The organism is Marinobacter similis (genome assembly GCF_000830985.1).
Classification (GTDB): Bacteria; Pseudomonadota; Gammaproteobacteria; order Pseudomonadales; family Oleiphilaceae; genus Marinobacter; species Marinobacter similis.
The window spans coordinates 1,687,061-1,699,414 of the sequence record NZ_CP007151.1 but is presented as its reverse complement, the minus strand read 5'-3'; the positions used below and the strand labels follow the sequence as shown (position 1 = coordinate 1,699,414).

Annotated in this window: 10 protein-coding genes and 2 pseudogenes; 8 read left to right on the top strand and 4 right to left on the bottom strand. The window is 59.5% G+C overall.

The annotated features are described in order from the left end of the window. The first annotated feature begins 79 nt into the window (after positions 1-79). Entirely contained in the window at positions 80-526 is a 447-nt protein-coding gene (locus tag AU14_RS07810) for a flavodoxin (RefSeq protein ID WP_041340094.1), read from the top strand. A 55-nt stretch (positions 527-581) separates the two neighbouring features. Beyond that, positions 582-3,203, top strand: a complete 2,622-nt coding sequence (locus tag AU14_RS07805; RefSeq protein ID WP_094191181.1) for an EAL domain-containing protein — start codon at positions 582-584, stop codon at positions 3,201-3,203. Here AU14_RS07805 and AU14_RS07800 read toward each other — a convergent pair. From AU14_RS07800 to AU14_RS07790, 3 genes are read right to left on the bottom strand one after another with little or no spacing between them, the layout of a single operon-like run. Then, positions 3,194-4,048: an acyl-CoA thioesterase gene (locus tag AU14_RS07800; protein WP_041340092.1), complete on the bottom strand. Its 855-nt coding sequence runs from the start codon at positions 4,046-4,048 to the stop codon at positions 3,194-3,196. The two genes, AU14_RS07805 and AU14_RS07800, sit on opposite strands and share 10 nt — an antisense overlap. A 55-nt stretch (positions 4,049-4,103) precedes the next feature. Further along, positions 4,104-5,258 carry an NAD(P)/FAD-dependent oxidoreductase gene (locus AU14_RS07795; protein ID WP_041340089.1) on the bottom strand — a complete coding sequence of 385 codons (1,155 nt, stop codon included), beginning with the start codon at positions 5,256-5,258 and terminating at the stop codon, positions 4,104-4,106. Between the two features lie 18 nt (positions 5,259-5,276). Beyond that, the gene (locus AU14_RS07790; RefSeq protein WP_008173532.1) at positions 5,277-5,444 is read right to left on the bottom strand and encodes a rubredoxin; all 168 of its coding nucleotides are present in this window, start codon (positions 5,442-5,444) and stop codon (positions 5,277-5,279) included. 282 nt (positions 5,445-5,726) lie between these two features. Here AU14_RS07790 and AU14_RS07785 point away from each other — a divergent pair. The 5 genes and pseudogenes from AU14_RS07785 to phoR all read left to right on the top strand — a co-directional run bounded on the left by AU14_RS07785 (position 5,727) and on the right by phoR (position 9,966). Next, a pseudogene (locus AU14_RS07785) lies at positions 5,727-6,283 on the top strand (hypoxanthine-guanine phosphoribosyltransferase). Next, positions 6,264-6,845 (top strand): chorismate--pyruvate lyase family protein, encoded by a 582-nt coding sequence (locus tag AU14_RS07780; protein ID WP_052471995.1) that lies wholly within the window; start codon positions 6,264-6,266, stop codon positions 6,843-6,845. The pseudogene AU14_RS07785 and the gene AU14_RS07780 overlap by 20 nt, the downstream one beginning before the upstream one ends. Positions 6,846-6,941: 96 nt before the next feature. Continuing rightward, positions 6,942-7,828, top strand: a pseudogene (gene ubiA, locus AU14_RS07775) (4-hydroxybenzoate octaprenyltransferase). 75 nt (positions 7,829-7,903) lie between these two features. Then, positions 7,904-8,596 (top strand): phosphate regulon transcriptional regulator PhoB, encoded by a 693-nt coding sequence (gene phoB / locus AU14_RS07770; protein ID WP_041340086.1) that lies wholly within the window; start codon positions 7,904-7,906, stop codon positions 8,594-8,596. Positions 8,597-8,640: 44 nt separating this feature from the next. Then, on the top strand, positions 8,641-9,966 hold the full coding sequence (gene phoR, locus AU14_RS07765) for a phosphate regulon sensor histidine kinase PhoR (protein ID WP_041340083.1): 1,326 nt from the start codon (positions 8,641-8,643) through the stop codon (positions 9,964-9,966). A 3-nt stretch (positions 9,967-9,969) separates the two neighbouring features. On the opposite strand, the gene AU14_RS07760 is transcribed toward phoR, so the two are convergent. Next, positions 9,970-10,854, bottom strand: a complete 885-nt coding sequence (locus AU14_RS07760; protein ID WP_041340081.1) for a response regulator — start codon at positions 10,852-10,854, stop codon at positions 9,970-9,972. A gap of 324 nt (positions 10,855-11,178) precedes the next feature. Between AU14_RS07760 and AU14_RS07755 the strand changes: the two genes are divergently transcribed. Then, complete coding sequence (locus AU14_RS07755; RefSeq protein WP_094191180.1) at positions 11,179-12,348, top strand: lytic murein transglycosylase; 1,170 nt, start codon at positions 11,179-11,181, stop codon at positions 12,346-12,348. Positions 12,349-12,354: the final 6 nt, after the last annotated feature.

The following is a 12,354-nucleotide window of genomic DNA, read 5'->3' as shown; positions in this document are numbered from 1 at the left end:
CGACAACGGACTTTATGATCGGGCTCCAAACCAATTTCGTCGCCCCGAACCGGGTGTTACCAGCAAAACAGGAACCGCAATGACAGCTATACGTATTTTGGTGGGCAGTGTTTACGGGGGCGCCCTGCTGACCGCCCGGGACATCAAGAAAACCCTGGATGCCGAAGGCCACACCGTGACTGTGCTTGAAAACCCGGCGCTTGAGGACATTACCGGCAATGAAGACGCGCTGCTGGTGTGCACCTCCACCACCGGCCAGGGTGAAGTGCCTGCCAACCTGCTGCCCTTTTACGCAGCCTTGCGCGACCAGTTGCCCCAGCAGCCGGGCCGGCCGTTCGGCGTGATTGTTCTGGGTGACAGCTCCTACGGCGATACATTCTGCGGTGCCGGTGACCTGATGGAAGAAGCCCTGTTCGAAACCTCGGCACGCAAAGTCGGCGACACCTTGCGCATCGATGCACTGGAGACCACCGAACCGGAAGCCGAGGCATTGCCCTGGGTTCGTGACTGGCTGGACAGAATCTGAGCAAAAGGCTGCAAAACCGCGACCAGTACCGGTGCCAGGTCTTGAGCCGGCGCCCATGAGAGGCCATACTCGCAACCATAACGAAAACAAAAAGCGGTACTGCGTGATACTCACCCACTGGTCAAGACTCTGTGCAACCTTGCTGTTGCTGTTTGCGATCGCCCAGCCAGGCTGGGGGGCCGACGTTGTTAAATCTCCCCAGACCAGCTACCTGACCGTACCGCCGGGCACAGAAACGTCCGCCAGCGAGCTCCTGACCTCCAGCCAGTGGCAGCCGCTGGCAGACAGGAGTCCTAATTTCGGCTACATCCCCGATACTCTTTGGCTGAAACTGCCAGTTCCGGACCAGCCGAACCTGAATCTGCTGGAAATCAGTTATTCACACCTCGACCAGATTCGTTTTTTTCTGATCGAAAACGGGACCGTAGTTCGCACCGTTACCACCGGCGACAAGTTCCCGTTCCAGCAGCGCCCGATTCTACACCGGCACTTTCTGTTCCCATTCGAGCGGCCGAATGACGCCGATTACGAGATCTTGCTGGAAGTTCGCTCCAGTGGCGCAATGCAGGTCCCCCTCACGCTCTGGAATGATCAGTCGTTTTTCGAAGGTTCCTTTATCGAAGATCAGGTACATGCGGTCTACTATGGCATCCTGATCACCGCCATCCTGTTCAACCTGTTCGTATTTGTGGCTCTGCGGGAGCGGGTTTACCTGCTCTACGTGCTGTCGACACTGAGTTACCTGCTGCTCATTGCCACCCTGAATGGCATCTCTTTTCAGGTGCTCTGGCCTACCAGCCCCGACATTCAGAACCGCGCCATGCTGCTGAGCGTGCCTGCCGCCATGATTTTTACCCTGTGGTTCTCCCAGGCGTTCCTGAACCTGGGCAACACCAGCATCGCCCTGAAGCGCACACTGGCCCTGGCCATGGCCGTGAACGCGGCAGCAGGCCTGGCCACCTTTGTGGCCGATTACAACACCGCTATCCGGCTGGTGGTGGCATTGTCCATTCCCACCAACCTGGTTCTTACGCTGATTGGGCCCCAGCAGTGGCTGCGAGGCAACCGACAGGCAGCCTATTATTCGCTGGCCTGGGGCGCTTTAACATTGGGAACTGCTATAACAGCCGCGAACAAATACGGTCTGCTGCCCAATAATTTCGTGACAGTCTACGGCATGCAGATTGGCTCGGCGGTGCAAGCGGTCCTGCTGGCCATGGCTCTGGCCGTGCGCATTTTTCAGGAACGGCAAAACAAGGTAGAAGCACGAGAAGCTGAATTGCGAGCCATGGCAGCTCGTCGGTCGGCGGAGCTCAAGCTGATGGACCATGCACTCCACAACCCCCTGACCGGGCTGCCCAACCGCAGCAGTTTTGAAATGATGCTGAACGACCTGATGATGCGCAGCCCGGAAAAACGCTACGCCATCACTGTCATTCACCTGTACAACCAGGATTCGGTCACCAAGACCCTGGGCCACCGCAACAGCGACCATATCCTGGCACTGGCCTCCAAGCACTACAACGCCGCCATTCGCAATCTCCCCGGCGCGATCGCCACGGAATTGACCGACGAACGCAGTTACTTCCTGACCTTCCTGGACCCGCAAACCTTTGCCTTTGTGGTGGATGCGCAAGTTACCCGGAAAACGCCCCGCGAGGTGGTCAGAACGCTCGAGGATATCCGCTATCCGATCGACTACCTGGGCATGCAAGTTCCGCTGGATGCCCGTCTGGGCGTCGCAGTGTTTCCTGACCATGGCGCCGACGCCAACACCCTGATTCGCCGCGCTGCCATTGCCGCTGGCTCCGAGCGGGCAAAGGAACGAGGGATGGCCTACTACAAGCCATCACGGGACTCATTCAGTGCCGACCGACTGACGATTGTCTCGGAACTACGCCAGGCCCTGATCAACAACAGCCTGGCGCTATATCTGCAACCCAAGGTGTCGCTGACCAGTGGTGAAGTGGTCGGCATGGAAGCACTGATTCGCTGGCCAGAAAAACAGAGCCAACTGCGTCCGGACGAAGTGATCGACATAGCGGAACAGACAGGGTTGATCAAACCACTGACCCGCTGGGTCCTGGAACAGGCCCTGGCCATGCGCAGCGGGCTACTGGAACATGGCTGGAACATCGGCATTGCCGTCAACATCTCCCCCAACAACCTGCGGGAGCCGGATTTCCCCAGCTACGTTCAGCGTCTGATGCGCAGTTTCCCGAAGCACCAGGGCCGCATAACCTTCGAGGTTACTGAAACCTCCATGATGCAGGATCCGGCTAATTCCCTGACCGCGCTGAAGCAGCTGAACGCTAACGGCATACCTGTTTCGATCGATGACTTTGGCTCGGGCTACTCGTCGCTGTCCTACATCAAGCAGCTGCCCGCCAGGGAAATCAAAATAGACCGATCACTGATCACTGAACTGACCACCCGGGCCGAAGACCGTGTGATCGTTCAGACCTCCATCGACATGTGCCACAGTCTCGGCTATTCGGTGGTGGCGGAAGGTGTTGAGGATGAGCATACCGCCCAGCTTCTCAGGGATATGGGCTGCGACATGATTCAGGGCTTCCTGTTGTCCCGGCCACTGCCCTTCAACGATGCCCTGGACTGGCTGCGCCAGTCGGCCAGCCAGATGTCAGAGTTCCCGGAAGTGCTGGCGAATCAGCGTTGACGGATCAGGGCTTCCTGAGTGGTCGAAGCCACCAGGCCACCCTGCTGATTGAAGAAGTTGCCACGGTTGAAGCCCCGCCCTGCTGAGGCGCTGGGGCTGTCTTTGTCGTACAGCAACCACTCGTCCATGCGGAAATCCCGATGGAACCAGATGGCGTGATCCAGACTGGCTACCTGCATGTTCTTGCTCATGAAAGTCACGCCATGGGGGTTGAGTGAGGTACCCAGGAACTGGAAGTCCGAGGCGTACGTCAGCAGGCACCGGTGCAATACCGGGTCGTCCGGCAGCTGTCCCTGGGCCCGGAACCAGCTCTGTTTGTGCGGCGGGCGCTTCTCCGGCTGAAACGGGTTCATCGGATCAACCGGGCGAATTTCGATCGGCCGGTCGCGGGTGAGCGAATCACGCATGCGCTCTGGCACTTTCGACGCCATGATCTGACCCCACTCGTGCTCGGATTTCAGGGTATTCGGGTCTGGGGCGTCGGGCATCGTCAGCTGGTGTTCGAAGCCCTGCTCCGTCACCTGGAACGACATGGAACCGGTCAGGATCTCCTTGCCGCCCTGGCGCGCAATCACCCGGCGCACGGAAAAGCTGCCGCCATCCCGCACCCGCTGAACCTCGTAATCGATGGGCATGCTGTGATTGCCCGGGCGCAGGAAATAGGCATGGAGGGAGTGGCACAACCGACCCTCAACGGTGCGGCTGGCCGCCATCAGGGCCTGGCCCAGTACCTGGCCACCGAAGACATTGGGAAACCCCAGGTCTTCACTGTCACCCTGAAAGTGGTCATCGCCGATCGGCGACAGATCCAGCAGATCGACCAGCTTTTTCGTTACCTCAAGCATGCCTGCTCCTGTCAATTTCCTACTCTGTGAAGACGCTGCGTGCCGCCCCGCGGGATCACTGATGAATGGGCGGCACTTCCTTGGACAGTGCCTGTTTCTCCACGGCAAAGCGCCCGGTCACGGCAAATCCGAGCACCTCACCCTCCGGACTGCGGAACAGGGCTTTGACATCCGAACCCTCGGCCTCAACATGCCATTCGCCGTCGGCCTCCGGTGCCGGCGGGCACACCGCAGTCGGGCAGCAAGGTGTCTTGATCATCACAGGCATGGTGCCGTATTTCACTTCCGTGCGCTCGCCGGCGAGGGTTTTCGCCAGGGCCCGGGCACAGGCCATCAGCGGCAACACATACAACAGCACATGGCCGTCCACTTCAGCACAGTCGCCCAGGGCGTAGACATCCTGAGCCGAGGTTTCCAGCGCGCGATTGACCGTGATGCCGCGCCCGGTCTCGATGCCGGCAGCGTGGGCCAGCTCGGTGCGCGGGCGCAGGCCAACCGCGGAAATCACCAGATCCGCGTGCACAACCTCACCGTTGGCGAGCGTGAGTGAGACTCCCTGCTCGGCACGATCGATGCGCTCGACCACGGTTTCCAGATGGAAGCGCGCGCCCAGATTTTCCAGCTCGTGCTGCACGGCGGCAGCCGCAGGCTCTGGCAGCAGGCCAGGCATGACCACATCCGAGGGGGCAATCACATCAACCTCGTAGCCGCCATTGCGCAGGTCATTGGCAAATTCGCAGCCAATCAGCCCCGCACCCATGATCGCCACCCGCTTGCCGCCGGCCAACGCCTTGCGAAAGGCCCGGTAGTCCATCAGGTCGTTGATTGAGAACACATGCTCAAAGCCATCGCCGTCGATCGACAGCCGAATAACATCAGCCCCCCAGGCCAGCACCAGCTTGCTGTATTCAAGCCGCTCCTCACCCAGCAACAGCGCCTTGGCCTCAGTATCTATCCCGGTAACAGTGGCGAAGGTGCGCAGCTCGATGTTCAGCTGCTCGGCCATGGTATCGGTGGAGGCCTGGGCCAGACCGTCGGCGTCCTTACCCTTAGTAAAGCCCGTGGACAACATGGGCTTGGAGTAGCTGACGCCATCATCGGCGGTCACCATGACAATGGGCTGTTCCTTGTCCAGCTTGCGCATTTCCCGCGCCAGCGAATAGCCGGACAACCCGGTACCGACGATAACGATGGGGGCCTGTTCAGTCATATCCGTGCTCCGAGGGGATCAGCCAATCTCAATCATTTCAAAATCTTCTTTACCCACGCCACAGTCAGGGCAAACCCAGTCCTCCGGCACATCTTCCCACTTGGTGCCCGGCTCGATACCGTCTTCCGGCCAGCCCTCGGCTTCGTCGTAAATCAGGCCACACACCACACACTGCCACTTCTTCATTACTACTCTCCCGGTTGATCAGAACGCGATCATAATTGTCCGACAATTATGCGCGCAACTGTTTAATTTGGTTTACAGTGGCCGGCGTCACCGCACGGCCAACCGTTTTAGTCAGGCAGCCATCATACCCATCACCCCGGAATTGACCAATGCCGGCATCGACGGACGCTTCCGGGGTTTTCTGCCAATAGCCATAAATACAGACATTCGGCCCGACACTGCCCCTCCCTTCGAGCGCCCCTCTCCGGTATAATCGCCCGTTTTACGACAGGACCGACCGTTATGACCGATACCGTCGCCGAAATGAATCAGGTAATGGCCGAAGCCGACTGCCTGGTCGATGAACAGCAGGTGCACGCCGCCATTGGCAACCTGGCTGACGCGCTTACCGACCGCCTGAAAGACAGCAACCCACTGCTTTTCTGTGTCATGAACGGTGGCCTCATCCTGACCGGCCAATTGCTGACTCAGCTGAAATTTCCGGTGCAGGCCGAATACCTGCATGCCACCCGTTACCGTCAGGAAACTACCGGCGGCATCCTGGAGTGGAAACTGCGTCCGGAAGCGGACATGCAGGACCGCACCATTGTCATCGTTGACGACATTCTGGATGAAGGTACGACGCTGTGTGCCATAGCCGATTACTGTCGGGCTCACGGCGCCAAGGAAGTTCTGACCGCGGTTCTGGTCGACAAGCAGCACGATCGCAAGGCCCAGCCTGGCTGAAGGCGGATTTCACCGGCCTGGAAGTTGAGGATCGTTTCCTGTTCGGCTTTGGCATGGACTACAAGGGCTACTGGCGCAACGCGCCTGGAATTTATGCCGTCAAAGGACTTTGACACCGGCGCCCACCCGACCTCCGGTCACTCCGATAAGCGTCGCCTGACTATCCCCTCGACGGACTGGTACCGGTCCCTGGCAGCAGCCGGGCTCCGGAATCCCCAGGTGCATGGCCCGGCCAGGTATTGGTTACAGGTAGAGGGCTCGTTTACCCGGGCCCTGCAACGACAGTGCACCGAGACCTTCCACGTTGAGGTGCAACACGAAGGTTTTGCGGTTCCCACCCGGGAAGAAGCTCAGCATCTGGGCCTACCGGCCCGGCAGCGGGCCTGGATTCGCGAAGTCCGGCTCTGTGGCGACGGCCAGCCCTGGGTGCTGGCCCGAACCATTATCCCACTGGCCTGCCTGGAAGGCCGGGGCCGTCGCCTGCGCCACCTTGGCAATCGTCCCCTGGGCGCCTATCTGTTCAGCAGCCCGGACTGGCAGCGTGGCCCGCTGGAAACCGGACTGTGTAATCGGGTTGTGAGTGGCCAGCCGGCCATGGCCCGGCGCTCGATGTTCTGCCACCGCCAGCAATGCCTGTTGGTCGGTGAATACCTGCTCCCCGACCTGTTCAACTGACCGCCGCCTTTCATCCGCCACCTTTCATCCTCTACCCAGCACTGGCTATAATCCGGGCATCACCCGCTCACCTGCATCTGCACACGGACCAAGCCTATGCTTCTCGACGCCATGCCCGATCATCTTCAGAACCGGCTTGCCGATTACGCCCGGTTGCTGCGGATAGACCGCCCGATTGGCAGCCTGCTGCTTTTATGGCCGACGTACTGGGCGCTGTGGCTGGCCGGGGATGGCAGCCCCGCCATTGGCAACCTGATCGTGTTTACCCTGGGCGTGTTCTTCATGCGGGCCGCCGCTGCGCCATTAACGATTTCGCCGACCGGGACTGGGATCGTCACGTCAAACGCACCCAGGACCGCCCCCTGACAGCGGGGCGCATCAAAGCCTGGGAAGCCGTAGCCCTGTTTGCCGGTCTGTGCCTGGTCTCGTTTCTGATGGTCGTGCTGTTCACCAACACCCTGACGCTGTACCTCTCCTTCGGCGGCGCACTGCTGGCGTTTATCTATCCGTTCATGAAGCGCTACACCCACCTGCCCCAGCTGTTTCTGGGCGCGGCCTTCTCCTGGGCCATTCCCATGGCATGGGCAGCCGAGGCCGATGGCCTCAGCCAGATCACCTGGCTCCTGTTTACCGCCAACGTGCTCTGGACCGTGGCTTACGACACCTTCTACGCCATGGTCGACCGCGACGACGATCTGAAAGTGGGCATCAAATCCACCGCCATCCTGTTTGGTGAAGCCGACCGGATCATCATTGCCATCCTGCAAACCATGGTGGTGCTGATCCTGATGATGGTCGGCAGCCATGCGGAGCTTGGCAGCCTCTACTACCTGGGCCTGGTGGGCATGGCCTGCCTGTTCATCTACCAGCAGTTTCTGGCCCGTGAGCGGACCCGTGATGGTTGCTTCAAGGCCTTTCTGAATAACAACTGGGCCGGATTTTCGGTGTTCACCGGACTGGTGCTTGATCTGATGTTTACCTGAGGCTGTCATATACTTGTCATATTGTCGCTGTGTAATGAGGCAGCAATACAACAAGGTCTGACACAGGTTTAGCTTATGTCTGGAAAAACTGTCCTGATCGTCGATGACGAGGCGCCCATCCGGGAAATGATCGCCGTGGCCCTCGAAATGGCAGATTACGACTACTTAGAGGCAAAGGATGCCCGGGAAGCCCACGCCCTGATCGTCGACAAACTGCCCGATCTGATCCTGCTAGATTGGATGCTACCCGGCACCAGCGGCGTTGAACTGGCCCGACGCTTGAAAAAAGAAGAGGCGACCGCAGGCATCCCGATTATTATGCTCACCGCCAAGGTGGAAGAGGACAACAAGATCCAGGGCCTGGAAGTGGGTGCGGATGACTACATCACCAAACCCTTCAGCCCCCGTGAACTGGTCGCACGCCTGAAAGCGGTACTGCGCCGAACAACACCGCCGGGCGTAGACACGCCCATCGAGGTAGACGGACTTACTCTGGACCCGATCGGCCACCGAGTGACGACCGGCGAAGGCGAACTGACGATGGGGCCGACCGAGTATCGTTTGCTCCAGTTCTTCATGACGCACCAGGAACGTGTCTATACTCGCTCCCAACTCCTCGATCAGGTCTGGGGTGGAAATGTTTACGTAGAAGAACGGACCGTTGATGTCCACATCCGCCGGCTGCGCAAGGCATTGGGAGATGGCTACGATCACCTGATCCAGACGGTGAGGGGAACGGGATACCGGTTCTCCACCCGGGCCGCCTAGCCCACCCGGGCATCAGCTCCGTTCATTAGATAAGGCAGCGTTTGATGCAGTACAACTGGTCACGGCATGTCCGTTTGATAATTAGCGGGATCATCGGCGCAACGCTGATCGGCCTGTACCTGGGTTCGCCCATCTACGGGTTTACCTTCGCCGTGACGGTGTATCTGTGGTGGACACTGAAACAGACCGGACGCCTGTACAAATGGCTTGGCAACCCCAATGCCTCTGAGCAGGCACCCCAGAGCGTCGGCTTATGGGGCGACATCTTCGACCACCTGCACAGGCTGCATCAGACCCATCTGAGCACCCAGGACCGGCTCCGGGCCCAGATTAACCGGGTTCAGGAATCCACCAACGCCATGCGCGACGGCGTCGTGATGACCAACAATAGAGGCTCCATGGAATGGTGGAACGGCTCCGCGGAATACCTGCTCGGTTTCCGCCGCACCACCGATCAGGGCCAGCTCATCCACAACCTGATTCGCACGCCGGCGTTCAAGAGCTATTTCGACTCCAGAGATTACCGTGAGCCGCTGGAAATTAATTCACCCGCCAAACCCCACATTCACCTGCAAATCCAGATCAGCCTGTTTGGCGACGACGACCGGCTGATTGTCGCCAAGGACGTGACCCGTCTGTACCAGCTTGAGCAGATGCGCCGCGACTTCGTCGGCAATGTCTCCCACGAGATGCGCACGCCACTGACGGTGATCAGCGGGTATCTGGAAACCATGGTGGACAATGCTGAAGACTTGCCGCCGAAATGGCGCCGGGCCATCAACACCATGTCGGCCCAGTCGTCCCGAATGGAAGCGCTCATTACCGATTTGATTCTGCTGTCCAAAATCGAAACCGGGGAGCAGACTGTCCACGACAGCCTGACCGATGTTGAGGAGCTACTGGAACAGATTTGCCGCGACGCCCAGGCCCTGAGTGGCGATAAACAGCACCAGCTTTCGGTTCAGGTTTCCGACCGGCGCTTGTTACGAGGGGACGAGAGCCAGTTGCGCAGCGCATTCTCCAACCTGATTTTCAACGCGGTGAAATACACTCCGCCCAAGGGCCAGATCACTGTCAGCTGGTTCAGCGATCGCGACGGCGCTCACTTGTCGGTCAAGGATACTGGCATCGGCATTGACCCGATTCATATCCCCCGGCTGACCGAGCGTTTCTACCGGGCCGATCCCAGCCGCCACAAAGATACCGGCGGCACTGGTCTGGGCCTGGCCATCGTCAAGCACGTGCTGCTGAACCACGATGGCGCCCTGAACATTCGCAGCAGTATTGGCTCCGGAAGCGAGTTCATCTGCCACTTCCCCCGGGAGCGCCTGGTTGAGCGAGTGCCCGAGAAAACCGATTCCGACGCCTAACGGCTAACGGGAACCGGCCCGGAAACGGGCGACAAAGCGGGACAGGTCTTCCAATTTCTTGGGGTCTTCATCGACAAACCGGATGGTGACACTGACAAACTCAGTGTCCTGGCGTTTATCGACGGCCTGCAACTGATGAACATAGCCGTTCAGGCGGGCCATCTGCCCCTCAGCGATCTCGATATCAACGACGGCCTGGTCAAGAATGCCCGGGAACGCCTGGTCACGCTTTGCCAGCACTCGCACTTCGGTCAAGTTGATGTCCTTGATCACGGACTTGAGGGTACTGTCTGAGAACCGTACCGAGGCCAGGGTCAGTGAGGCTCGGGCCGGGGCGCGACTCGCTGGGGCAGCATTACCCGCCAGCAACGGCGACGCCGATTTCGGGGATGACTGAGCGACGGGCTCCGGGGCGGGCTCCCGCTTCTGGGTCAACAACGTCGCCGATTCCTTGAACGCATCCGCCGGGCTCTCCATGGATTTACTGCCCCGCTCCATGGCGTTTTTCAGCTGGCTGCCCATCACCTTGATGATCTTCTTGCTCAGACCCTCAGGACTGAAGGGCTTGCCAAGGTATTCCGACACCCCTTCCTTGACCGCTTCGATAACGTGATCCTTGTCGCCCCGGCTAGTGATCATGATGAAGGGTACTTTCTGGTATTGGGGCTGCTGGCGCATCCACTGGAGCAACTCCAGCCCTGACATCTCCGGCATCTCCCAATCGCAGAGCACCAGATCAAAGGCCGTGCGGGACATCAATGACTGGGCACGCCGGCCATTCTGAGCATCGGTGGTTTCAATGACCGGGAACCGCTGACGCACTGTGCGTTTGACCAGATCCCTTACGAAGCTGGCATCATCTACCACCAGCGCTTTCAGCGTTGCCATTATTCAGACCTTACGTTATCCACAGGCTCATTGTTGTCGCTTCACTATAAAACAAAGGGCGGTGCCGGAAACCCCGCAGCAACAAAAAGACGACAAACGGCACAGAGTGATCCAAACAGCGGAACCCCGACGTTAAACAATTGTCACTCGGAAGGGCCCCGGACGGTATTTCTGTCGTTCCAAAACGCGCTACCATGGTCCCCGGGAATTTCACACCATCGTAATTGTGCCGAGGTTTTGTGTGCTGAACGCGTTTGCAAGGATTCTGCCCCAACGGAGTACCGTTTTTCGCCTGTCGATCACCGGTCTGCTGACCACCCTGCTTTGCCCGCCTTCGGCCAGGACACCACCACCTCAGCCAACACCGACGCCTTCGGCGAATGTAAGGCACGGCTCGCGGACCGGGCGATAGCGGCCGGCGTCAGCCAGCAAACGGCCAATTCGGTCATGGCCGACGTTGAGCACCTGGACCGTGTCATTGAGCTGGACCGCCGGCAGCCGGAGTTCACCACCACCTTCGCCGACTACCTGGGCCGACGGGTGAACGAGGACCGCATCAGCAAGGGCCGGATGCTGCTCGAGCAGCACAGCGAACTACTTGACCGGGTTACTGCAGAAACCGGCGTACCGGCACCCTACCTGGTTGCCTTCTGGGGCCTGGAGACTAACTTCGGCAGTTACTTCGGAAAGATGTCGGTGCCCAGCTCCCTGACCACTCTGGCCTGCGATCCACGACGCAGCAGCTTTTTCACCGAACAGCTGATCGCTGCCCTGCGCATCATTGATGAAGGCGCTATTCCGGCCAAGCAGATGGAAGGTTCCTGGGCCGGCGCCATGGGACACGTGCAGTTCATGCCCACGGTCTTTCTCAAACACGCCGTCGACGCCGATGGTGATGGCAAACGGGATCTGTGGAACAGCCTGCCAGATGCCATGATGTCCGCCGGTAAGTTTCTTGAATCCATGGGCTGGAACCCGGACTATCGCTGGGGCCGGGAAGTGCTGCTGCCCCAGCGGTTTGATTACGCCCTGGCCGATGGCCGTCGCCTGCCACTGAGCAAATGGCGGGAATTGGGGATCACCGATGCCTTTGGCAATGCCTTGGCCAATGAGCCCATCGAAGCCTCACTGGTAGTGCCAGCCGGGCACCAGGGGCCGGCTTTCCTGGCCTATCACAATTTCAAAGTCATCATGGGCTGGAACCGCTCTGAGTTCTACGCCATTGCCGTTGGCCACCTGGCCGATCGCGTCGCTGGCGCCGGTGGTTTGCAAAATCCACCGCCGGAAGACGTGCCCGCCCTGTCCCGGGACGCCATTCTCGACCTGCAGCGCTCGCTGAACGAACGCGGATTCGACAGCGGTAAACCCGATGGCATCATTGGCTCGGGAACCCGCTCAGCCATCCGGAAGTACCAGTCAGCCTCTGGCCTGGTCGCCGATGGCTACCCTGGGCAGGCAGTGCTCGACAAACTTGGGATTACTACCAACCGGTAACCGACC